The organism is Labilibaculum euxinicum, assembly GCF_009795715.1.
In the GTDB taxonomy this organism is placed as follows: Bacteria; Bacteroidota; Bacteroidia; order Bacteroidales; family Marinifilaceae; genus Labilibaculum; species Labilibaculum euxinus.
In genome coordinates, this window is the sequence record NZ_WTCR01000015.1 from 108325 (window position 1) to 133213 (window position 24889).

At 34.8% G+C, this 24889-nt stretch carries 22 protein-coding genes and 1 tRNA gene; 12 read left to right on the top strand and 11 right to left on the bottom strand.

Annotated features, from left to right (window positions below):
- Positions 1-7: 7 nt before the first annotated feature.
- Positions 8-2554 carry a response regulator gene (locus GQR60_RS17480; RefSeq protein WP_124994169.1) on the bottom strand — a complete coding sequence of 849 codons (2547 nt, stop codon included), beginning with the start codon at positions 2552-2554 and terminating at the stop codon, positions 8-10.
- 345 nt (positions 2555-2899) lie between these two features.
- Here GQR60_RS17480 and GQR60_RS17485 point away from each other — a divergent pair, with 345 nt between their 5' ends.
- The 3 genes from GQR60_RS17485 to GQR60_RS17495 all read left to right on the top strand — a co-directional run bounded on the left by GQR60_RS17485 (position 2900) and on the right by GQR60_RS17495 (position 4840).
- The gene (locus GQR60_RS17485; RefSeq protein WP_124994170.1) at positions 2900-3763 is read left to right on the top strand and encodes a Cbp1 family collagen-binding glycoprotein adhesin; all 864 of its coding nucleotides are present in this window, start codon (positions 2900-2902) and stop codon (positions 3761-3763) included.
- A 167-nt stretch (positions 3764-3930) separates the two neighbouring features.
- On the top strand, positions 3931-4317 hold the full coding sequence (locus GQR60_RS17490; protein WP_124994171.1) for a hypothetical protein: 387 nt from the start codon (positions 3931-3933) through the stop codon (positions 4315-4317).
- A gap of 247 nt (positions 4318-4564) precedes the next feature.
- Positions 4565-4840: a hypothetical protein gene (locus GQR60_RS17495; protein WP_124994172.1), complete on the top strand. Its 276-nt coding sequence runs from the start codon at positions 4565-4567 to the stop codon at positions 4838-4840.
- A 399-nt stretch (positions 4841-5239) separates the two neighbouring features.
- On the opposite strand, the gene GQR60_RS17500 is transcribed toward GQR60_RS17495, so the two are convergent.
- The 4 genes from GQR60_RS17500 to ileS form a co-directional block, all read right to left on the bottom strand.
- Positions 5240-5983: a LytR/AlgR family response regulator transcription factor gene (locus GQR60_RS17500; RefSeq protein WP_124994173.1), complete on the bottom strand. Its 744-nt coding sequence runs from the start codon at positions 5981-5983 to the stop codon at positions 5240-5242.
- Between the two features lie 426 nt (positions 5984-6409).
- Complete coding sequence (locus tag GQR60_RS17505; protein WP_124994174.1) at positions 6410-7021, bottom strand: lipoprotein signal peptidase; 612 nt, start codon at positions 7019-7021, stop codon at positions 6410-6412.
- A 125-nt stretch (positions 7022-7146) separates the two neighbouring features.
- Positions 7147-7521, bottom strand: coding sequence for a TraR/DksA family transcriptional regulator (locus tag GQR60_RS17510; RefSeq protein WP_101310971.1), 375 nt, complete (start codon positions 7519-7521; stop codon positions 7147-7149).
- 35 nt (positions 7522-7556) lie between these two features.
- Entirely contained in the window at positions 7557-10997 is a 3441-nt protein-coding gene (gene ileS / locus GQR60_RS17515) for an isoleucine--tRNA ligase (protein WP_124994175.1), read from the bottom strand.
- A gap of 999 nt (positions 10998-11996) precedes the next feature.
- Between ileS and GQR60_RS17520 the strand changes: the two genes are divergently transcribed.
- Both GQR60_RS17520 and GQR60_RS17525 read left to right on the top strand, forming a co-directional pair.
- The gene (locus GQR60_RS17520; RefSeq protein WP_124994176.1) at positions 11997-12407 is read left to right on the top strand and encodes an OsmC family protein; all 411 of its coding nucleotides are present in this window, start codon (positions 11997-11999) and stop codon (positions 12405-12407) included.
- A gap of 65 nt (positions 12408-12472) precedes the next feature.
- Positions 12473-13495, top strand: a complete 1023-nt coding sequence (locus GQR60_RS17525; protein ID WP_124994177.1) for an NAD-dependent epimerase/dehydratase family protein — start codon at positions 12473-12475, stop codon at positions 13493-13495.
- Positions 13496-13501: 6 nt separating this feature from the next.
- On the opposite strand, the gene GQR60_RS17530 is transcribed toward GQR60_RS17525, so the two are convergent.
- From GQR60_RS17530 to gldA, 5 genes are all read right to left on the bottom strand, one after another.
- Positions 13502-14719: a carboxypeptidase-like regulatory domain-containing protein gene (locus tag GQR60_RS17530; protein ID WP_124994178.1), complete on the bottom strand. Its 1218-nt coding sequence runs from the start codon at positions 14717-14719 to the stop codon at positions 13502-13504.
- Positions 14720-14922: 203 nt separating this feature from the next.
- Positions 14923-15237, bottom strand: a complete 315-nt coding sequence (locus GQR60_RS17535; protein ID WP_124994179.1) for a hypothetical protein — start codon at positions 15235-15237, stop codon at positions 14923-14925.
- A 525-nt stretch (positions 15238-15762) separates the two neighbouring features.
- Complete coding sequence (metK, locus tag GQR60_RS17540; protein ID WP_124994180.1) at positions 15763-17019, bottom strand: methionine adenosyltransferase; 1257 nt, start codon at positions 17017-17019, stop codon at positions 15763-15765.
- A 1032-nt stretch (positions 17020-18051) separates the two neighbouring features.
- A complete protein-coding gene (locus GQR60_RS17545; protein ID WP_124994181.1) occupies positions 18052-18429 on the bottom strand; it encodes a GxxExxY protein in 378 nt (125 codons plus the stop codon).
- Between the two features lie 44 nt (positions 18430-18473).
- Positions 18474-19373: a gliding motility-associated ABC transporter ATP-binding subunit GldA gene (gene gldA / locus GQR60_RS17550; protein ID WP_124994182.1), complete on the bottom strand. Its 900-nt coding sequence runs from the start codon at positions 19371-19373 to the stop codon at positions 18474-18476.
- Between the two features lie 157 nt (positions 19374-19530).
- On the opposite strand from gldA, the gene ispG reads away from it, so the two are divergent.
- Complete coding sequence (gene ispG / locus GQR60_RS17555) at positions 19531-21483, top strand: (E)-4-hydroxy-3-methylbut-2-enyl-diphosphate synthase (protein ID WP_124994183.1); 1953 nt, start codon at positions 19531-19533, stop codon at positions 21481-21483.
- Positions 21484-21658: 175 nt separating this feature from the next.
- Entirely contained in the window at positions 21659-22339 is a 681-nt protein-coding gene (locus GQR60_RS17560) for a hypothetical protein (protein WP_124994184.1), read from the top strand.
- Between the two features lie 12 nt (positions 22340-22351).
- Here the strand turns inward: GQR60_RS17560 and GQR60_RS17565 are convergent, their stop codons facing one another.
- A complete protein-coding gene (locus GQR60_RS17565) occupies positions 22352-22975 on the bottom strand; it encodes an HAD family hydrolase (RefSeq protein ID WP_124994185.1) in 624 nt (207 codons plus the stop codon).
- A 100-nt stretch (positions 22976-23075) separates the two neighbouring features.
- On the opposite strand from GQR60_RS17565, the gene GQR60_RS17570 reads away from it, so the two are divergent.
- The 5 genes from GQR60_RS17570 to GQR60_RS17590 all read left to right on the top strand — a co-directional run bounded on the left by GQR60_RS17570 (position 23076) and on the right by GQR60_RS17590 (position 24631).
- A tRNA-Ile gene (locus tag GQR60_RS17570) sits at positions 23076-23149 on the top strand.
- A gap of 134 nt (positions 23150-23283) precedes the next feature.
- The gene (locus GQR60_RS17575; protein ID WP_124994186.1) at positions 23284-23538 is read left to right on the top strand and encodes an ISAon1 family transposase N-terminal region protein; all 255 of its coding nucleotides are present in this window, start codon (positions 23284-23286) and stop codon (positions 23536-23538) included.
- Between the two features lie 100 nt (positions 23539-23638).
- Positions 23639-24007, top strand: coding sequence for a hypothetical protein (locus tag GQR60_RS17580; RefSeq protein WP_124994187.1), 369 nt, complete (start codon positions 23639-23641; stop codon positions 24005-24007).
- Positions 23991-24278 carry a transposase gene (locus tag GQR60_RS17585; RefSeq protein ID WP_124994188.1) on the top strand — a complete coding sequence of 96 codons (288 nt, stop codon included), beginning with the start codon at positions 23991-23993 and terminating at the stop codon, positions 24276-24278. The genes GQR60_RS17580 and GQR60_RS17585 overlap by 17 nt, the downstream gene beginning before the upstream one ends.
- Before the next feature lie 11 nt (positions 24279-24289).
- Positions 24290-24631, top strand: a complete 342-nt coding sequence (locus GQR60_RS17590) for an IS3 family transposase (RefSeq protein ID WP_124994189.1) — start codon at positions 24290-24292, stop codon at positions 24629-24631.
- Positions 24632-24889 lie beyond the last annotated feature (258 nt).

Genomic DNA, 24889 nt, shown 5'->3' on the forward strand with positions numbered 1-24889 from the left:
AATAGACTTAGGCAATAATTTCATCACGAATAGATGATATTACTAAATTTGTGTTAGCTGTAACAGTTGCAACCAACTCTCTTATCTCTTCGTGGTTTATCTCAGCATTTTCTTTTTTATGAAGAATGGTTTCCAATCGCGCTAAAATAGGAACCACAATTAAAACCCTAAGCTGGTTAAACGAAGAAAGCATCTTATGAGCAATTTCACCAATAGCCAGATAATTTTTATCAATCAAAGCTTTATTCAATAAATCGACATTTTCGTGTGCAGAAACAATAAACTGCTCCAATATCTGATTAACTAATCCCTGATCATCGGAGGTAAATTGTTTGATTTGAGTTAAGTCGAAAAGATCATCCGACATTGTTTTGTCAGAACCTTTTAATTCAATTCTCTCTTCTTTCGCAATACCAAATAAATCTCGAAGCATTCCCATCAGAATAGCCTCATCAAATGGTTTCACAAGACAATCTGTCATTCCCGATTGTATATACTGTTTTAAATCCGACTCTCTCACATTCGCAGTTAAAGCAATAATTGGAATTTCAGATTTTTTGGTGTGCTCCAATTTTCTAATATTTTTACACAGCTCAATTCCGCCCATTTCAGGCATGTGGATATCTGTAAGAATCAGATCGTAATCTTTTTGCCTGATCAAATCGTAGGCCTTAGATCCATCTTCCACAAAGTCTGCCTGCAAGCCCCAACTGGCAAAAATGGTTTTCAGCAACAATAAACTGTACGGATCATCATCTGCAACCAAAAAGGATTTTTGCCTTAAAAAATCAGGAATTTGAACCTCTCTTGATCCTTTATGCTCAGTCACCTCTTCTTTCGATTCCAATAACGGTATTCGCAAAGTAAAACAAGATCCTTCACCCAGCTTACTCTCTACGAACAAATCACCACCCAACAATCGTGATAATCTTCTGCTAATTGCCAAACCCAATCCTGTTCCCCCATACTTCCTTGCCGAAAACGAATCTGCCTGACTGAAATCTTCAAAAATTGTTTCTAATTTATTCTCATCAATTCCAATTCCGGTATCAATTACATTTACTTCGAACATAAAGTACTTATCGATTTGAATAACCGATGATTTGATTCTAACAGCCCCCTTGGGAGTAAATTTTATGGCATTACTACCCAAATTCAATAGAATCTGTTTAATTCGAAACGGATCACTATCTAAATTAATCTGAGAATCACCATCGTATTCCCAAGTAAAATCGATGTCCCTGTTTTCAGCATTAATTTTCAGAACATCGTATACGTCAAAAACCAGTGAATGTGGCTGAAACGGAATATTTTCAATATGCAGTTTTCCAGCTTCTATTTTCGACAAATCGAGAATTTCATTGACCAAGCCAAGTAAATGTTTCGAAGAGTTTTTAAGAACCCGTACGAATCCCTGTTGCTGATCTGCTAATTTTGTTTTATCAAGCTGATTTGTAAAACCTAAGATGGCATTAAGAGGAGTTCTTATTTCATGACTCATTATGGCTAAAAAATCTTCTTTCACTTTTGCCAACTTTTCTGCTTTTCCTTTAGCTACAATTAATTCTTTTCTATAAAAATTACTTTTGGTGATATCAGTAAGAATGAAAATAATAAATAAAATACCCAATATAAATCCAACAATAATGATCACAGAAATAATAAATATTGAATTACTGGCAATCTCTTTTGCGCTATCCGATTCATGAGTTAATTGCTGCAATCTTTCCTTTTCCAACTGATGCAATAAAATTTTAATCTTGTCCCACATTAAAGAATTCTCCTCAACTAACCGCAATTCTTCATTCGAAACAATCTCTCTGTTCAATCGCTCTTTGGCCTGAGCAGTAAGTAACATAGTCTCCAAACTGCGCAACAAACTATCGGCTTGTGGCAAATAACTTGTATCAATCTGAATTTGAGTTCGTTGAATTACAGTCTCAATCGAATCTATTTTGGTCTCACTCTTTTTGCCACTAAAAAGTCTGGCAACAAATCCTTTCTTCTTTTTTTCCTTCACCTCAGCAGGACTAACAACTGTATCCAAAAACGTTGTAGTAGTTGTGGTAGTCTTAATTTTTGTTTTTGTAGCATCAGAGACTTCACTAAGTTGCTCCATCGCTTTTTGAGAAAGATTTTCCTTCTCTTTTGATCTTTTTAATTCAACAAACCTCTCTAATTTATCAGCACGTTCCTCTAGTAAATAATTCATTGAATCAATTAAAAGAAACGATTTACTACTATCATCACTATAATATCTCAGCGAATCCAAATCACTTTGTATCTCAATAATATTATCAGCATATTTAGCCAAATAGCGTTCCTTCTTTGTTAAGGAATAAATTCTGATCTTATTTTCAGCCTCCGATAAATTGGTGAGAATTCGATTCATTCTGGCAATCTCAGCATCTGGTTTCGATAAGAAATCCACAGAATCCAAAAGTTTATTATAAGACTGATAAGCAATTAAAACAGAAGCAAAAATAGCCAGGAATACAAATATGTACCCTGCAACTACTTTTACCTTTATATTACTTCTACTTTCTGACACCATTTGAATTTATTTGTTTTCTTATATCACCGTAAGGTTTAAATTCTTTAAGGTAAAGTTAATAAGAATATTTTTAGTCCGTGCTCAAAATACTGGTACACATTCCTTTAAACAACCCTTAACCTTTTGGGTATTTTATACCCATGAACTGGGGAAATATTCCCCAACTCCGATTCCTCAACTCTAAAACAGCAATCTATCCGCAAAAATGAAACCGTACATTAAATACTGATAATATGTGAGTTGCAATGAGTAGATGAATAATATCCTTTGGTGTACAATCTTGGCATGATATTCATATATGTAATAAAAACAAGATAATGAAACCTAATCTCTAAAAACTAATTTATGAAACGTATTCTTATAGCATTGCTAATTGTTCCATTGTTTATCTCGTGTAATCAAAAAGAGTTAAAACAATTAAGAGAGCAAAACCAGCAACTAACTGTAATGGCTCAGGAAAAAGATTCTTCAATTAATGAATTTATTGGATCATTAAATTCAATTGAAGAAAATCTTGAAATGATTAAGCAAAAAGAAAATATTATTGCAGTTAACTCTGAGAATCCTAATCAATCTCAAAAACAAAAAATTGCAAGTGATTTAACTTCAATCAATAATCTGTTAGAACAAAACAAATTAAAAATTGAAGAATTAGACAAAAAATTAAATAATAGCTGGTATCAAAACTCTAAGCTACGCAAATTAACTGATCGTTTAAAAACGGAATTGGAAGCTAAAGAAGGTGAAATTATTGTTCTGAATGACAAAGTAGCTAAATTGAACATTGAAGTAGATAACTTAAATGGACAAGTGACTGAGCTAAATGGAACTGTGTTGGCTTTAAATACTGAAAACGAAAACAAAACAAAAGTAATTGAAAACGCAACAAACGAACTAAATACAGCTTACTATATATTTGGAACCAGCAAAGAATTACAAGAGAAAAATGTAATAACCAAAGACGGTGGATTTATCGGAATTGGAAAAACAGCAGTTCTTAATAAAGATTTTAATACAAGTGAATTTGAAAAAATTGATATCACCAAAGTTACTACTATTCCTGTCATCGGGAAGAAGATTAGTTTTGTAACAAATCATCCAAGCAACTCTTATAAGGTTGAGGGAGTTGAAACAGTTGAAGGCATTACAATTCTAGATCCGGTTGAATTCTGGAAATCTTCAAAGTATTTGGTAATCGCGGTACGATAATCAATACATGGTTGAGTTTTAAGGTTGTCCAAGAAAGGCTGTCAGGAGTGGCGGCCTTTCTTATGCTTTCTATTTTGTAATCAATATTCAAATGATGAAACTGTTTTGATTGTTCATGAGTTTTTGTATTTTAGTGTTTTAATTTGATTTAAATAAAAATAATATTCATGAAAGAAGCATATCAAATCAACAAAGTTTATTCTATAATCCTAATACTTGTTGGATTAATTGGAATTACAGCAAGGTACTTTGATGCAGGAGATTGGCAATTTACAGCCTTGATTCCTACTTTCTTTGGACTTATACTGTACTTTTGCACCACAGGCATTCAGAAAGAGAATGCCGCAGTTGGACATGTTGCAGCACTTGTAACAAGCCTGTTAATAATCATGTCTCTAGTGATGCTGTCGAAAGGTATTTTTGGAGATGCAGGATGGGGCAGAAAACAATGGATATTCCTCATTATAATAGCTGGTGGAATATGGAGTTTACGCAGTCAGATATTATACTTTAAAGCACAACGAAAAAGGAAAGCCAATCAAGCTAAATCATAAAAAAGCCCGTTAGGGCTTTTTTGCTTATAATACGATTCAAGTTCTCAAAAAATAAAACCAAATTTCATTTATAAAATATCTTTTATAGGTTCGATTAGAATCACTATTATTTTTTTACTCGAAAATACTGGCTTTTCACTAAAACATTCATGCCATCCACTCATTTAATTTTTTTCACAAGTCTGTTAACTTAATATTTGTTTTTAGGAATTATATCCTGCAATACAATAATTAATAAACAACGAAGATGGAAAAATCAGAAGTAACAACAGGTGCTTATACTCCGTATAGCACAAAGATTTCAAAAGAAGCTAAAGATATATTTCAAAAAGCCACTGAGGATCTGGTGGGAGTTGAATATAGTCCTTTCGCTGTAGCTTGCCAAATTGTTGGCGGAACCAACTTCAGATTCATTTGCAATGCTAAAGAAGTCTCTCCAAATGCTCCTACCACGGTTGCAATGATTGAAATTTATCAACCTATAAACGACATTCCCCGGATTTCTGAAATTAGTAGATGTTAAGTTAAAAAATCTTACGGATAGTCCAAAGAAACAGGATAACTTTAATGGCTCGAGGCTTAATAATATAAGCACAAGACCGGCACAGTAAAACTAAGCCTAAAAATACTTACGTAAATCGCTTCATCTAAAAAGGAGGCTGTCTCATAACTACGAAACTGCCTCTTTTTCAATTCCTGAAACTCCTATTGATACTTCTAACAGCCAGTTCCAATAATTCAACAAAAAATAATTAAGAATATACCTGGATATTTCAGAATAATTGTACCAACTGTTTCGGTAATGTTACGTGTCTCTTCTTCAATTCGTTTCAACAAGAACTATAACTTGTTTGCCGTTCTTATTTCTGCTATCATTTCCTGCTGTTCTGTTTGATCAGTTTTACTGGTTGGGAACTGATAATTATATGGTATGTAATAAATCAAACACATTATTGCAGTAAGTTTTTGCAACAGGAATGTGCTCACCATCAACTATAATCATTTTCCCTTCAAAACCATCAATTTTAGTGAGATTAATTATATATGATCTATGCACCCTAATAAACTGATTTCCCGGCAATTTTGCTGTAAACTTCTTAAGAACAGTTGAGTATAGATAGTCTCCTTTTGTTGTATGAATTACCGTATAGTTATTCTCAGCTCTTAACCAAAATATCTCCTCGAAATTGACCCTGTCAAAATGATTGTTCTTTTTTAAAAACAGACAATTATTTAAATGATCCAAGGTTAAATTTTCTTCTTTATTTTCGCCCAAAGAGTAATTCAACTTCTCATTATTACTCACTGCAAGTGTTAATGAAAAATGTATTTGATTTAATGTCGGATTTTGCAATACTATTACACTTGGATTCGCCTCCTTTAGCTTTTCTATACTAATTTGCCCAACAGTTGAAATGAGAAATATAAACGGAATTCTGAATTCACATTTAATGATTTCTGCTAATTGACATCCGTTAAGATCATCGTCCAAATTTACATCAATCAGAACAATATCGATTTCGGTACTCACTAAAAATTCAAGAGCTGCTTTGGAATGAAATACCGTTTTAACTATCTCGTAATCCATATCGTTTAAGCAATTCAGAATTCCTTCATCAATGGCATATTCATCCTCAACTATTAAAATTCGGATCTTACTTTTCATACTCTTTAGTCAATTTAATATAACAATTGCGCAATATCGAATACTTTAAGTATGCTACAGAAGTGTTCTTACATACATCATTCAGATAAAAATTAAAAAAAGCTACCATTAAGAGAGTATTTCCCGTTTGATAGAAATGAATGGTATTTGCATAAATTTACAATTGCTAGTCGTTAGTAGTAGTCTTTATTAACACACAAACTCTTTAATTACAATTCAATCAAGAAATGTAATCATAAACATGAGTTTAATAATAAATATAAGACAATCTGAAACAATCAGCAAATAATAATTTATGTTTTGTACAAAAAAAGTCACAGGGAAATTTTAACGAATCAGGAATTTGTCAGGGAGTACTTGCTTATTAATAATACAAAAAGCCCTAAACGGGCTTTTATACTTACTTTATTGATATAAATTATTTTTTTATTTATGCTCTTTCATGAAATATTTTCGCTGAAACAAAAGGATAAAAGTAACACCAATTGTTATGTATGAATCGGCAATATTAAAAACCGGACGAAAGAAAATATAATGTTCTCCGCCCCACATGGGTAACCATTCAGGAAATCTTCCTTCCAGAAGAGGGAAATAAAGCATATCAACTACTTTGCCATGTAAAAAGGATGCATAGCCTCCCCCTTCGGGCATAAAAGTTGAAACCTGATAGTAGCTATCATTAAAAATTAATCCATAAAATGCACTGTCAATAATGTTACCCATTGCTCCGGAAAAAATTAAAGCAATTGAAATCACTAATCCCAAAGGCGCTTTCTTAGTCGAGATATCGTACAGATACCACCCAATACCGCAAACAGCAAATATTCGAAACAAACTTAAAAGAATTTTCCCCCACTGGCCTTCTAATTCCATTCCGAAGGCCATTCCATTGTTTTCAATAAAATGAATCAAGAACCAATCCCCGAATACCGAATACTCTTCTCCCAGCATCATATGGGTTTTGATCCAAATTTTTACTACCTGATCCAAAACAAGAAGTAGCACAATAAGTACTATCGATTTTTTAAATAAAGACATATTCACTATTTAATCGTTAACAGCTAATCTATTTCAGATTCCAAATAAATAGAAACCTTGATTTGTAAACAAAAATGATTGGAAGAATATTCTTCCAATCATTAAGATATATTCAATAAAAGATCTTACTGTTTGTTTTTAGCCTCGATACTTAATGTAGCATGAGGAACAGCACGAAGTCTTTCTTTAGCAATTAAATTCCCTGTCTCGCGACAAATACCATAGGTTTTATTTTCAATGCGAATTAAAGCTATTTCAAGATGAGAAATAAACTTTGCCTGACGTTCAGCTAAACGTCCTGCTTCCTCTTTCGACAATACAGAAGCTCCTTCTTCCAACACTTTAAAAGTGGGTGAAGTATCTTCAGTATCATTTCCAGAACTATTCGAGATTACGGCTTTTAAAGTCACATAATCTTTTTTTGCTTTCTCAAGTTTAGCATTAATCAAATCTTTGAATTCCTGCAACTCTTCGTCTGTATATCGCTTCTTTTCTGCCATTGTTTCTATTTTTTTTAAAGATAACAAAAAATCGATTATTCACTAACTTTTTCAATCTTAATAAAGCTCTCTACACCCTGCTCAATCTCCACTGCTTTAGCTTCATTATCAGCTAATTTTTCAACTAATTCAATACTTACGGCTAAAGTTTGTGTTCCAATGTATTCTTTATGAGCAAGTACAGCATCATTAATAGAATCATGCATCATAATTTGAAGCTTAATTTTATCGGTTACATCAAAATCGCTGTCCTTCCTTAAATTCTGAATTCTATTGATAAACTCACGGGCAATTCCTTCTTTACGCAATTCTTCGGTTATGTTTACGTCCATTGCAACAGTAAGTTTCCCTTCATTGGCAACTAACCACCCTGGAATATCTTCAGAAACAATTTCTACATCTTCAGGAGTCAGGCTGACATTTTCATTGTTTACCACAATCGTGTAACTACCTGCTTTTTCGAAAGCAAGAATATCTTCCTGATTCATTTTACCAATTTCAGCAGCAATTTGTTTCATTATCTTACCATGCTTTGGCCCTAAGGTCTTAAAGTTAGGCTTGATATTTTTTACTAAAACACCTGTTGTATCGGTAATGAATTCCATTTCCTTCACATTAATTTCTGAAAGAACGATATTCTTAATAGCCTCTAACTGAGGCACCATTGAATCATCAAGAATTGGAATAATAATCTTTTGCAGAGGCTGACGAACACGTATTTTCACTTTACGGCGCAATCCAAGTGACATTGACGAAATCTTCTGTGCCATATCCATTCTTTCTTCCAATTCAGAATCAATTACTTCCGGATCGTATTTAGGGAAATTCACCAAATGAACCGATTCTTCAGTAAAACGACCGGTTACTGAATTCAGATCTTTAAACAATTGATCCATATAGAAAGGAGCAATTGGTGAAGCCAATACAGAAATAGTCTCTAAACATCTGTAAAGAGTTTGGTAAGCAGAAATTTTATCGGTAGAATAGTCGCCGCCCCAATATCTTTTTCGACACAAACGAACGTACCAGTTTGATAGATTTTCATTTACAAAATTCTGAATTGCACGACCGGCACGAGTTGGCTCGTAGGCTTCATAACACTCTTCAACTTCTTTAATTAAGGAGTTCAACAGAGAAAGAACCCAACGATCAATTTCAGGACGCTGTTCCATTGGCACGTCAGCTTCAGAATAAGTAAATCCATCAACATTCGCATACAATTGGAAGAAACTATAAGTATTGTAAAGTGTTCCGAAGAATTTACGACGAACTTCTTCCACACCACCTAAATCAAATTTCAAGTTATCCCAAGGCTGAGCATTGGTAATCATATACCAACGCAATGGATCCGAACCATATTTTTCAATGGTTGAAAATGGATCAACTGCATTTCCAAGACGTTTAGACATCTTATTGCCTTTTGCATCCAGCACCAAACCGTTGGAGATGATATTTTCGAAAGCAACTCCATCGAAACACATGGTTGCAATGGCATGCAAAGTAAAGAACCATCCACGTGTTTGATCCACACCTTCGGCAATAAACTGAGCTGGGAACAACTTGTCGAAATTCTCTTTGTTTTCGAAAGGATAATGTTGCTGCGCATATGGCATAGCTCCTGAATCGAACCAAACATCAATCAAATCGAGCTCACGAACCAATTTTTGACCAGTCTCACTCACCAAAATCAAACCATCAACATATGGACGGTGTAAATCGAATTTCTCGTAATTCTCTTTGCTGTTATCACCTTCAATGTAATCAGCCAAAATATTTTCAGTCATGAAACCGGCAGCCATCGATTTTTCAATCTCAGCTTTCAATTCAGCAACCGAACCAATACATTTAATCTCAGCACGATCCTCACTTACCCAAATTGGAAGTGGAGTTCCCCAATAACGGGAACGGGAAAGATTCCAATCCTGCAGATTCTCCAACCACTTTCCAAAACGACCTTCACCTGTTGATTTAGGTTTCCAGTTAATGGTTTTATTTAGTTCGATCATACGATCGCGGACTTTTGTAGTTTCAATAAACCATGAATCCAATGGATAGTAAAGAATTGGCTTATCTGTTCTCCAGCAATGTGGATAGTTGTGAATATGTTTCTCAACTTTAAAAGCCAGACTTTGTTTCTTCAGGGCAACAGCAATGTCGATATCTAAAGTCGCATCATCATCTGTTAAAGTTGAATCGTAAGCATTTTTCACAAAACGACCGGCATACTCACCGTAAGCATCAACATTCACAAATTCTTTTACAAACTCCTCGCTCAAGTCTTCAATTTTGAAGAACTTACCGGTACGATCAACCATTGGCTGCATTTTACCTTCTTTATCGCGAAGAATTAATGGTGAGATACCAGCCACTTTGGCAACCCTGTCATCATCCGCACCAAAAGTTGGAGCGATATGAACAATACCTGTACCATCTTCTGTTGTAACAAAATCACCTAAAATTACGCGGAAAGCATCACCTTCAGGTTTTACCAAAGGCATTAATTGCTCGTAACGAACCCCTTCCAAATCGGCTCCTACATGTTCCGAAAGCATTTTGTAGGTTAAACGCTTATCGCCAACTTCATATTCTCCCAATTCAAGTCCTTCGTATTTTTTATCAAAAAAATTGTAGAACAAATTTTTAGCCAGAATAACCACACAAGGAATTCCTGTATACGGATTAAAAGTGCGAACACGAACGTATTCGATTTTTGGACCAACAGCCAAAGCGGTATTCGAAGGAAGTGTCCATGGAGTAGTTGTCCATGCAATAAAATAGGCATCGCAATCTATTCCTTCGTAAAGGAATTCGCTTTTCTCATCGCGGGTCACTTTAAACATACCTACAGCTGTAGTATCTTTCACATCCTTGTAGCAACCAGGCTGATTTAACTCATGAGTTGATAAACCGGTACCTGCTGCAGGAGAAAACGGTTGGATTGTATATCCTTTGTATAATAAATCTTTTTCAAACAGTTGTTTCAACAACCACCAAAGTGTTTCAATGTAACGGTTATCGTAGGTAATGTACGGCTCTTCCATATTTACCCAATACCCCATTTTTGAGGTTAAATCTTCCCACTCACGGGTATATTTCATTACATTGGTACGACAGGCCAGATTGTAATCATCAACCGAGATTTTAGTCCCAATATCTTCTTTGGTAATTCCCAATTCTTTCTCAACACCAAGCTCTACCGGCAGACCATGAGTATCCCATCCTGCTTTACGATTCACCTGAAATCCCTTCAAAGTTTTGTATCTGCACACAATATCTTTAAGAGCGCGAGCCATAACATGGTGGATACCCGGCATACCATTTGCCGAAGGTGGTCCTTCATAAAATACAAAAGTGGGATTGCCTTCGCGAGTCTGCAAACTCTTCTCGAATGTGTTATTTTCATTCCAATCTTTTAGAATATCCTTGTTGACCTGTGATAGATCAAGATTCTTGTACTCTGGGAATTTAGTGCTCATTTATTGTAAAATTTATCTTGTATTCGCTAATACCGATTCTCATTCGTATTCATCATTAATCCGTGCAAATTAGATACTGATTGACAAATGTCTACCGACATTATTCCGACTAAAATTATCTTATCTGTTATAAAAAGTTTACAAATATAGAAAAATTACAAGAATTGATGGTCATAGTGATTGTAGAATCAAGGGACTAAGCTCTATTTAATCAGCAATAAAAGTTGATTTTTTTAGAGCCTTTGCTGATTGCTTATAATTCGAAATTATAAGATCTGTTTTCGGTTTGAATCTGAAAGTGGGAAAAAAAAGATCTCCTAAACATTGCTGTTCAGGAGATCCATTTATCAGGCCTTACTTCATCTAACCATAGCTTTATTATATGTGTGTCTTATCTAAGAAGTAAATCAAAAATAGCTATACTACCTCTATTAAGGTAGATATAACTCTTTCATCCATTTAACATGCCAAAAAGGGATAAATAATTTCCATGATTGTCTCTTAGTAATTACCTGCTTAGATATTAAACGTAATCCGTCAATGATAGGTCTATATATTAAAGCATAGATCAATATAGCTATTACAAACCCAACGTTGTTTTCATTAGACAATAAATAATACATTAAAATACCTAGTCCAATCATGAACGCTAAATAATAAATAAATATATTTTTCATTTGCTAGTATAAATTTTTCCGATACTGTGTATAATAACAGGAAAATCAGAAATTAGGGTGACAAGCCTTTGGCTTATTTTCATAAAAAAAAATAAAACACATGACAAAAAACATAAATATCTAATATACTGAACTCAAAATTCTTTCTGATGCAATTGAAAAAACATAAGATAAACAAGGAATTTAACTTCTAATCCTAGAAGTTCCAATTAAAGTGAATTTTATTATCTAACTCTTATGAGGGTTTTACTATCTATTTTAAAATTCTTAAATTCACAGAACAAAAATTGCTTATTACACACTTCACTAAATATAAAACAGCATGACAACTATCAAATCAAAATACCTTGGCGATTTACGGACTGAGTGCATTCATTTGCAATCGGGCAATAAAATTTTAACCGATGCACCAACTGATAATCAAGGAAAAGGAGAAGCATTTTCGCCTACCGATTTGCTGGCCGCTTCACTGGGTTCCTGCATTATGACCATTATGGGAATTGTTGCCCGCGATAACAATATTGACATTACCGGAACCGAGCTGGATATCACTAAAATTATGGCGAGTGATCCGAGAAGAGTTGATGAAGTTGTAGTTGAATTCAATTTCCCGAATAAAAAATATACTGCAGAGGAAAAACAAATTATTGAAAGCGTTGCAGGAACCAGCCCGGTCCCCTTAAGTGTTCACTCTCAATTGACACAAACCATTAAATTAAACTGGCCGAAATAGGTTTCATTTTTCATGCTTTAATTCATCCCCCTAATTTTTCGGGGATATTTACTTAATAATATTCTATGATTTTAGTTACCGGTGGAACTGGTCTTGTTGGTTCGCATTTACTATTCGATTTACTTTCGAAAGGCAATAAAGTTCGTGCACTAAAACGAAAAAACAGTAATACAGGATTGGTACGAACCACTTTTTCTTTCTATGCAGAAAATGCTGATAAACTGTTTGATACCATCGAATGGTTCGATGGAGATATGTTGGATCCTTTCTCGCTGGAAGATGCGCTTGAAGGAATTGAAGATGTGTACCATTGTGCCGCCTTAGTCTCTTTTAAGAAGGAAGATGGTAAAAACATGCTGGATATTAATGTGGAAGGAACCCGAAATATTGTAAATGCTTGCCTGGATGCAAATATTAGAAAATTTTGCATGGTAAGTTCCGTTGCGGCCTTGGGTTCTCCTGAGGAAGGAGAAAATACCGTTTCTGAAAAAACTCCATGGAGTCCGGAAGAAAAAAGATCAGGCTACTCAAACAGTAAATTTAGATCAGAATTAGAAGTATGGAGAGGAGTAGAAGAAGGTTTAAATGCGGTTATTGTGAATCCTTCTATTATTTTGGGTCCCGGTAAATGGGACAAAGGAAGTTCTTTGTTTTTTAGCTCCGTTGCCAAAGGCTTAAAATACTACACCAAAGGAATTTCGGGCTATGTTGATGTTCGTGACGTAAGTCGTTCGATGATAGAATTGATGGAAAGTGACATTGCAAATGAACGCTTTGTTCTAAACAGCGAGAATTGCAGCTATGAATTTATTTTAAAAACCATTGCTAAATATTTGGGAATTGAAGGTCCTACCAAATTTGCAAACGAAAAATTAACCGAAATTGCCTGGAGACTCGCTTATCTAAAAAGAATATTCCTTTTTAAGTCTTCCGGATTTACAAAAGAAACTGCCCTGGCATCTCACAATATAAAATACTACTCGAACCAGAAAATAAAAGAGGCTTTGAATTTTGAGTTTATTCCTGTTGAGAAGAGTATTGAGGATACGTTGAAGCACTACCCCAAACAAAAAGTCGTAACAATATAGCAACGGTTATTCAAAAATAATTTTGAGACTCCAATTAGAATCAATTCGCCTCCCCCGCCATCTTGCAGTAGTCCATTTAAACGTATCAACCATATATCTGGCCAAATATTCTTTATTTATCTTGTCATCACAAATAATATCAATGAGCTTAGTTTGTCCAAATTTATCAATTACGAAATACACTTCTGCTTCACATTTTCTCAGTTTCCTTTTACTATTTAAAGATGATACTAATGTTACATAGGAATTTCTCAGACCTCCAATCGCAGAAGGTAAATTAGAAATCAATGGATTAAAATTCGAAAACTCACATACAAGCCAAACATTAATCTTTGAAGAATCTCTAACCTTTGGAAATTGATCTAGGTAACAAGTTGAATCAATTCGAATTTCACCGCTTTTAGCAACAATTAAATCGGGTAGATAATATGTGTTTTTCTTTAGCTTAAAATTGATTGTTTGATCTTTATTATCTGTGACTTTTATGATTTGAGGTTCATAATTAAAATTGAAGACATCAATTTTTTTAATACTATCGATCTCGAAATAATATTTTCCATCAAAATCCGTAGTTTCGTAATATTTTAAAGAATCAAATTGATTATAAGCTAAGAATAATACTCCTGGTAGAGATTCTCCTTCTGTATTTCTGACCTCTCCTTTTAATGTTTCTATTTTTAGGTGTTTATCCCAACTCTTAGGATGAAAATGAATTGACTTAATTAAAAGACTATCGAGGTTTTCTTTAACAGTTAAATGAATCCCTACTTTTTTATAAACAGCCACATTTTTTTTCTGTTTATATCGCTTTTCTTTTATGAATCCTAAATCTAGTATTCCCTTTTTAGTAAGCTTATTTGCATTCAATCCATCCTCGAAAAACAATGAAGTATTATTGGTGTTTTTAATTGAAATTGTTTTTAATATATATTTATTCAGTGAATCTTGTATGCAAACAATTTCATAACTATTTGTTTCAATCCAGTACTCATAATCTGTCCCTGAATCACAATCTCCATCCCAATGCACGATACAAGGCGAACCTAAGGAATCTATCTGTGACTTTGTTAAAATATCACTCAACTCTGTCATACCAATAACCAACGTATCTCGATTTAAGATGATAGTATCATTTTTGATTAAAACTTTGTCACGAATTTCCTGAGAATAGACAGAAAAACAGCAAATCAATTGGAAAAAACTAGTAAGAATTATTCGACTCATAAAGACATTTTTATTAGTCAATAAAACTAATAATTTTATAGTAAAGAATACTTTCAAATGAAAAAAGCCAGATCGAATGATCTGCCTTTACTGTTTCTAACTGTAAATAATTATTTTATAGCAACACAGCATATTCAAATCTAAGTTTAAAGTAGACACACTAGACAACCACATATTTTAAGCATTTAAATGCAATTTGTGATTTACTTGTTACCACCCAAAAGTTGAATTACTTCTCGAAGCATTTTATTTTCTTGTTGCAATTGATCCATTTGTGGATCGACAGGATTAGTAATGTTTATTTCATCAGCCAGAACTTTAAAGAAATTCAATTGCAGTGCTTCACAAACTTCCCAAAGACGATCGATTTGCATGCTTGGTCGTTTTAGAATATGATACATGGAGTTTAGCCCAATGTTCATTTTATGTGCAAGTTCAGGAGCGCTTAATCCTTGTCGTTTCATTTCGAACCTAATTAGTTCGTTAATAGCAACTGAATTTTTAACTTTTCGTCTCATAATGATTCATTTATGAATTAGCTTGACAACACAATATTCTTATTGTGACAGGAATAAAGCTAACAATAATTAACTGATATTGCTATATTTTAGTATCAGAATATTACTTATTGGGAATAAAATAGGGTTTGATTTCGATAAAATGTTATTTGAAAGTAGTAATATCTTATTTGAAGGTCTCGAATTATTATTTGAAAATATCAAATTATTAATTGCCATCGGATGATTGTTATTCTTTAGCACTAGTTTATTAATTTATGGTGTTACTACCAGATACTTAACAAAGCTTCCTTTAAATGGGGAGGGAAAATGTTTCGTGCCATGTTGAAACTGGGTTTTGGGTTAGGGCCCCGAAAGCTTTCGGGGGAAGGGAAACCCCGCAACGAGGAACGAGTGAGGAGTTGAAATGGAAAGCCCGCCCCGCAGGGGAACCCCCAAATAAATTTTACTCCTTAAATAGTTGGCGTAAAAAAAGCCACTCCAAATAAGATGGAATGGCTTTGTATATATTGTATTTGTTGTTGTTTACAAATTGAACGCTTTTTTTACTTTCTCGATATAGTCTAATTTTTCCCAAGTGAATAATTCCACTTCAAGCTCAACGCCATCAAAGTAAGGAGATTCAAATTTTTTCACTACCATACGAGGTGTGCGTCCCATATGACCATAGGCCGCTGTTTCTTCGTAAATAGGGTTGCGTAATTTCAATCGTTGCTCAATAGCTGCCGGACGTAAGTCAAAAATCTCAGTAACTTTCTCAGCAATTTGACCATCGGTAAGGCTAAGATTCGATTTTCCGTAGGTATTTACATAAATCCCTACAGGCTCGGCAACACCGATAGCATAAGACAGCTGAACCAACAACTCATCGGCAACTCCTGCTGCAACCAAATTCTTAGCAATATGACGGGCCGCATAAGCCGCCGAACGGTCAACTTTCGAAGGATCTTTTCCTGAGAATGCACCACCCCCGTGAGCGCCTTTTCCTCCATAAGTATCAACAATTATCTTACGGCCAGTTAAACCGGTATCACCATGAGGTCCGCCAATTACGAATTTTCCTGTTGGATTTACGTGCAAAATAAAGTTTTCATCAAACATCACCTGAATACGCTTCGGCAATTGCTTAATTACACGAGGTATCAAGATATTGCGAACGTCTTTCTTAATTTTAGCCAGCATCAACTCATCGTTCGGGCCAAAATCATCGTGCTGAGTAGAAACCACAATCGTGTGTACTCTTTCGATGGTATCATCATCGGCGTACTGAATGGTAACCTGCGATTTTGAATCGGGACGAAGGTAGGTCATTTCTCTTCCTTCGCGGCGAATAGCTGCTAATTCTATCAGCAAACGATGCGAAAGCTCAAGAGCCAAAGGCATGTAATCGTCGGTTTCCCTGCATGCATAACCAAACATCATTCCCTGGTCGCCTGCTCCCTGTGTCATTGGATCTTCGCGATCTACACCACGGTTAATATCAGCTGATTGTTCGTGAATTGCAGACAATACACCACATGATGTGCCGTCGAACTGATATTCACTTTTGGTATAACCAATACGGTTAATCACCTCACGAGCTACTTCCTGAGCATCGATATAGGTTTTGGTTTTTACTTCACCGGCAAGAACCACCTGTCCGGTAGTAACCAAGGTTTCCAAAGCAACTTTTGAGTTTGGGTCGAAAGCCAAAAACTTATCCAATAATGCATCTGAAATTTGATCAGAAACCTTATCCGGATGTCCTTCAGAAACTGATTCTGATGTGAATAAATATCCCATAATATTTTAATAATAATTAGTTGTGATGCCGATATCATCAATTGCATGAATGAAACCGACAGGCAATGTTGTTTAAGATCATTAACTAAATAATGATGTACACGATACAGGAAAGCAATGGTTGGTTGTCTACATGCAGAAAAGCACATAGTTCACCATTTAGCATTTTTTTCTGTGGTTGCAAGCAGCCAAATCTTTCCACTTATTTCGGGGCAAAGGAAAGTATTATTTCGGAAAGAAACAAAACTAAAGACCCACTTTTACAACATTTTAACAAAAGCTTCAACTGAAAAACAGGGACTTCCGAGCCAATAAAGAGCTATAAGTCTTAATTATAGTGAGGATTTCAATTTTTGCCACAGAGACATAAGAATTAAACCAATTCGTTTTTTTTCTCTGTGATACTCCGTGTTCTCTGTGGTCAGTTTTTTTTACAGAAAGGTGAAGCTAAGTGTAAACTAACCTTTTGCCACAGAGAGCACTGAGGTACATACTGCCAAAATTCAAATATCTTATAAAACGAACCGGTACAAAGAGAAGAAAGATTTTTTTCTCTGTGGTACTCTGTGTCCTCTGTGGTCGGCTTTCTTTACACAACACGACAACTAAATTTACAGCTTACATTTTTTTACCACGGAGCACACGGAGGTACACAGAGGGATTCATTTATAAGTTTAAGGAGTTTCAAATCAAGCATGAGAGAAAACAATCAATTTTATTTTATTCTCTGTAATACTCCGTGTTCTCTGTGGTCAGTCTTTTTTTTACGGAAAGGTGAAGCTAAGCATAAACCAACCTTTTGACACAGAGAACCCAAAGACACACAGAGGAAGAGCAAGACTTAAATAAAAAGTATGAGAATTAAACTAATCCTTTTTCTCTGTGATACTCCGTGTTCTCTGTGGTCAGTCTTTTTTTACGGAAGGGTGGCTAAGTACAAACTAACTTTTTACCACAAAGAGCACTGAGGGACACTGAGGGCAAAAACAGCTAAAATTCAAATAGCTACTAATAGAAACCGGGATAGAAAGATTAATACCCATTAACAACTCTCTTAATCCCATACTTTAACATTTCAACGTTGAAATTAATCATCAGCCCAAGTCTTCTATTGGCAAGTTTTAAATAGGTTAGCGTTTGTGCCAAATGAATATCTTTAAATGAGTCAATTGATTTTAACTCAACAATAACCTGATCCTCCACAAATAAATCAAGTCGATAACCACAATCCAGTTTTACACCATCATAACTTATCGGAAGAGCTTTTTCTTTCTCTACTTTTAAACCTGATTTTTGTAATTCGTAAAACAGGCATTCTTGATATGCTGATTCTAATAATCCCGGCCCAAGAACAGTATGTACTTTCATTGCAGCCTTAATTATCTTTTCGGTAATTTCATTTTCCTTCATATTGTTTTTTCTGTAAAATTAAAGCTACATCAAAACAAACAAAATCACAAAGTGAGTTCGTGGAAAATATCCTCTAAATTCTCCGATCGGGTTTTCATCTCCAAAATCACCAGACTTTTAGATACGGCAAATTGAAATACATCTTTACGGATATCTCTTAGGGAAACAAAACAATAACGATTTTCGCCAAGGACTTCAATTTCATTCACTCCGCAAATTTCCTGCAATAAGTCTGAAGATACTTCAGAAGCAAATTCAACTTCGACCACATGAGATGATTTTGCGGACGCAAGAAAATCTATATTCCGATCGGCCACCAACTTTCCTTTATTTACAATTAAAACCCGCTGGCAACAAGCTTCTACTTCCTGCATGATATGCGTCGAAAGCATCACGGTTTTTTCCCTGCCGATATCAATAATTAATTTTCGGATTTCCAGCAACTGATTTGGATCCAATCCGGTAGTCGGCTCATCCAATATCAGCACCTTCGGATCATGAATTAAGGCCTGAGCAATGCCCACTCTTTGGCGGTATCCTTTCGAAAGAGCAGCTATTTTTTTATTCTGTTCGGTTCCCAATCCAGTCAAATCGATCATTTCGGCAATTCGCCTGGCCTTACTTTTACCTAATTTATAAATAGATGCCACATGACCGAGATATTCTTTCACATACATTTCCAAATACAATGGATTGTGTTCGGGCAAATAACCAATTTGTCTTCTAATTTCAAGAGAATCCATGCTAACATCCAGTCCGTTTACCTCTACCAAGCCTGAAGTTTGGGGAATATAACCAGTAATAATTTTCATCATTGTTGATTTTCCCGCTCCATTTGGTCCCAAGAATCCAACAATCTCGCCTTGAATAATTTTAAAACTCAAATTGTCCAAAGCTTTTTGTTTACCGTATAATTTGCTTACTTCCTGAACTTTTACTGACATAGAATCTGTTTCATTTTTACCACAAAGGAGTCGCCAAGTGCAACACAAAGTTTCTCAAAGCAAATTATTGTATTTCTTGCAAAGCTTCGTGCCAAAGGTTCACCAAATTTATAAAATTTATCACTTACCTTTGTATTTCAATACTAAAACCTAAAAAATGAGTTTCCCGAAACATCAACTTTTTTGCAAAGATCTGTTTAACTACTCTCGACGCATATCATCAGAATCCAAAATCGGAAACACTGCGCTGGGTGGTACAAATCCAATTCGAATTCAATCGATGACCAACACCGATACCAATAATATTGAAGCGAGTGTTGAACAATCCATCAGAATGATAGAATCGGGAGCAGAATACGTTCGATTAACTGCCCAAGGAACAAAAGAGGCCGAAAGTCTGAAGTTCATCAAAGAAGAATTGGTAAAAAGAGGATACAATACTCCTTTGGTTGCTGATATTCATTTTAATCCTGCTGCCGCATTAATTGCCGCAAAATATGTTGATAAAGTACGTATCAATCCGGGGAACTTTGTTGATAAACGAGCCGACTTTACTAGTATTGACTATGGAGAAACTAAATATCAGGAAGACCTTGAAAAAATAAAAGATAAATTCATTCCCTTACTTCGCATTTGCAAGGAAAACAATACCGCAATTAGAATTGGAACCAACCATGGCTCTTTATCTGATCGGATTATGAGTAGGTTCGGAGATACGCCACGTGGAATGGTGGAAGCCACTTTAGAATTCCTGCGTATTTGTAAGGAGCAGAATTTTCAGAATGTTGCCATCTCAATTAAATCGAGCAATACAGTAATGATGGTAAAAACTGTTCGTTTGCTGATTTGTGAAATGGAAAATGAGAATATGCATTATCCCCTGCATTTGGGTGTAACCGAAGCTGGTGAAGGTGAAGATGGCCGGATAAAATCGGCCGTTGGAACAGGAGCATTATTAAATGATGGAATTGGCGATACCATTCGGATATCACTTACCGAAGATCCGGAAATAGAATCTCCGGTAGGAAAAAAACTAGTCGATTACGTTTCTGAAAAAGTTGGTCATGCGCCAATTTTACCGGTTAAAAATACAGACATCAATCTCTTTGATTTTTATAAAAGATCCACATCTCTGATTGGGAATATTGGAAGCCAAAAAGTTCCTGTAGTGGTTACAGATGCCAGCCATGAAAAATGCATTTCAACTGATCTGCCAGAGAAAGCCGGCTACATTTTAAACGAAGATACATTTGAATGGGAAAAAGGCAAGTTAGCCAGCGATTATTTGTTTGTAAATGGTTTCGATGCCATTTTTGCCGACTATCCAAAAGAATTAGGAATAATTGTTGATCAGGAATGCTGGGAAATGGCCAATAATTATGCTGAAAATACCTATCCTCTGTTTCAGGCAAATCAATTTACAAATACTAACCTTTCCTTCTTTCACACAGATATCTTTTTTGTTGAATGTAGCTATTCTGATTTATCAGACGGGTTTATTCAGGAAATAATCAAGAATCCAAAAGTCGTTTTGGTCTGCTCATCAGTGCATCAAAATGCATTTGCAGAACAAAGAGCTTTTGCTTTCCGATTGGTTCAATCGAAATGTAAAGCGCCTGTAATCTTTAAGAGATCATTCGAAGAATCCAACCTGGAAGATATTCATTTAAAGGCTTCTGCTGATTTAGGAAGCTTGTATTTTGATGGATTTGGGAATGGAATCTGGCTTGATAATAAAGGTGATCTCTCCCATGAAGATGTCAACTCAACAGCATTTGGAATTTTGCAGGCCGCCAGGGTGAGAACAAGTAAGACGGAATTTGTCTCTTGTCCTGGTTGCGGAAGAACCCTATTCCAGCTTCATGATGTTGTTGCAGAAGTCAAAAAACAATTTTCTCACTTAACCCATCTGAAAATAGCTGTAATGGGATGTATTGTAAATGGACCCGGCGAAATGGGTGATGTAGATTATGGTTATGTAGGAGCAGGGCCGGGAAAAGTATCATTGTACAAAAAACGCGAATTAATTAAGAAAAATATACCGAGGGAAAATGCCATTCATGAACTTACAGAGATCATTAAAGCTCATGGAGATTGGATTCATAAATAAACCATTTCAAACTTTTTTTTATCGCTCTTTGTTTTAGTATCTTGCAGTTATATCAATATTATTTTACATAGTGAAAAACAAAGTCATACTATTCATTTTTCTTTTCCTTTTTAATTTTGCTTACGGAGATAAACTCGAACTAAGCGGAATCTTTCTAGGCAAAAATGTTTACGTAATGAACCCTTTCTCTGACTCAGGAGTGGGATTTTGTGTTTTCGAGGTAACTGTAAATGGTCAAAACTCTGCTGATGAAATTAACAGCAGTGCATTTGAAATCGATTTATCTAAATTTAATTTCCAAATAGGTGAAAAGATAAATATCGCACTTTACTATAAAAATGGATGTTTACCCAAAATCATTAATCCTGAAGCAATTAAACCTGTAAGTTCATTCAGCTTGCAAAGTGCTGCAATTGACAAAAAAGGAGTCCTGAATTGGGCCACTAAGGATGAACGGGGTTCATTGCCATTTATCGTGCAACAATATCGTTGGAACAAATGGATCACAATTGGTGAAGTAGAAGGAATTGGAACTCCTCAATTAAATAAATATCAACTAAATGTTCGCCCTCACTCGGGAGAAAATATTTTCAGAATTTATCAGGTCGATTACACTGGAACACCTAATTATTCCTCAGATATTAAATATCAATCTACCTTCCCTGCAATTACATTTGGTCCCGAGAAAGTAAAAGATGAATTACTATTCACCAATGAAACTCTTTACGAAATATACGATAACTACGGAAATATTGTGTTTAAAGGCTTTGGCAATAAAATACAATTGGAAGGTCTGCAAAATGGATTGTATTATATCAATTACGACAATACAATGGGAAGCTTCCGCAAGAAATAACGATCCTTTATTTTAAAACAAATCAAGAATCGTTTCTCCCTTTTCCAAATTCAAATGATGTACTTTCATACCTGCCGATTTAGCCGCATCAGTATTAACCATCATATCATCAATAAATAAAGTTTCTGAAGCAATTAATCCTTCCTTTTTAAGAAGAGTTGTATAAATCTGAGGGTCTGGTTTTCTCAATCCCATATTATGGGAATAATAATCGTTTTCGAAGAAATCGGAAAGACAGACACCATGAACATTTTTAATCATTCCCATATAAGCTTCCCAATGAATGATATTTGTATTGCTCAATAGAAATATCCTATGATTCTTTTTAAGCTTTTCAAGCATCTCTAATCGCTCATAAGGAAGATCTAAAAGCATGGAATTCCACGCCGCATCAATTTGCTCATCGGTAACTTTCCCAACAATGTGCTCACGAATTTCAAGTCTAAACTGATCTGCATTTATAATGCCTTTCTCCAAACGATCAAACAAACCATTAGTTTGATATTCTTTTTTTACCACATCAATATCAGTTAGTCCAATTTCTTTAAAACTCTTAACTGCCTGATCCGTATTAATATTAAGGAGCACACCTCCAAAATCGAAAACTATATTTGGGATTGAATTGTATTTTTGCATAAAAAAATGGTTTCAAATATTGAATAATTCAATACAAATATGTAACATTGCACTCGCAAAACAAAGGTAAATAAAATACTTTTACCGTCTTGTTTTCATCGGGCCTATAGCTCAGCTGGTTAGAGCACCTGACTCATAATCAGGGGGTCCATGGTTCAAGCCCATGTGGGCCCACCCCCAACAAAAACACCCAATCGTAAAATTGGGTGTTTTTTTATGTCTTAAATTGACTTGTATTATTTAGGATCAATTCAAAAAGTAGGTGGATCAAAAGGAATAATTTAATTTTGTTGTCTAAAATTTAGAAGATGGATTCAACAAAAGATCACTACACCCTCTTACTTCAAGCAATTTTACCAGAAGAGATATTTTCCTATTTTGAGATCACTCAAGTTATTATTGATGAAAATCGATTGGATGTTCATCTGGATGAATTACATCAATTCCCAGAAGAATTTTCATCAGAAAAGCTGACTTCAAAAGGTTTTCAGTCAGCAGTGGTGATTCAAGATTACCCTATTCGGGAACGCATGGTTTACCTGCATGTTCGCAAAAGGAAGTGACTCGTTTGTTCTACGGGTCAGATTGTAAGTAGAGATTGGGATTTGATAGCAAAGGGAGCTCGATATACAAAAGGGTTCGCTTCTTTTTTAAAAGAATTATTTGGACAAATACCCGATCAGCAGTAAAAGCCTTGAAAAACATTATCATATCAATGGGAATCAATTTTCTCAGCAATACAAAGAACACTTAAGTGATTTTAATCAATGGGATCAGAAATCTCATGCTCACAAGTGGATGGTTTTTCCTGAAAATATTGGTACTAAGCTAAGTATTGATGAAACAGCCTTAACCAATGGAGAGCTTTATACAATAATTACCAATAAAGCAGCAAAAGGCCGAAAAGGAGCATTGGTTGCCATGATTCAAAGGATTCAATCTGAAAATATCATCTCCATGGGCCTGCTACATTTGTTGGTACAATGGTTACGCCCGAAATTCTTATATTTAAATTATGGCAAAACATTATGAAACAGATTTTAAGTTGATGATCGTGAATCTACTTAAATCGGGACAAAGCGCACGGCAAGTATCTGAAGATTACGGATTAAACGCCAATATGATTCGCAGGTGGCTTAGAGAAAATTTAAGCGCCAAAGAATCTTTTACAGGGAAAGGCAATATTTCACTAAGTCCGGAACAAAGAGAGATAGCCCAGTTAAGGGCAGAACTAAAAGAAACTAAATTAGAACGTGATATATTAAAAAAGGCGGTAAGCATTTTCTCCAAGAGCGACAATTAATATATGATTTTATGGATAAGCATAAAAAAACATATTCTGTTGGGAAGATGTGTAAGTATTTAAAAGTAAGCCGGAATTCTTATTACCACTGGAAGTCTGTTAAACTTGCTAAAAAGAAAGACTCAAGAAGAACTGTTTTGATAAATGAGATTAAAAGGATTTTTAATGACAGTAGACAAACTTATGGAAGTCCTCGTATTCAGGCTGAATTGGAGAAGCTTGGATATAAGATATCCAGAGCTTATGTTGCCAGACTAATGAAGGCAGAAAACATTCGATTCAAGCCTAAAAAACGATTTGTTAATACAACTTACTCTAAGCATGATTATAAGATCGAAAAAAACACGTATTAGTATCACCACCAGCAAACTTATCGTTTATATCTTAAAGAATAATTGAGAACAAATGTATAGGCTCTTTTCTAATACAATTTCCAATACTTTGATACTTTACTTTCTAATGTCAATAAATATTATCCATTTTACTCACCAAGAGATAACCCACTATTTACAATACAACATAAAAAGAGTCACATCAGATAGTTGAAATAAGATTCCTTTTAAATTGCTGCCGATTTAATATTTAATACTGAAATTTGGTAACTAATTAGC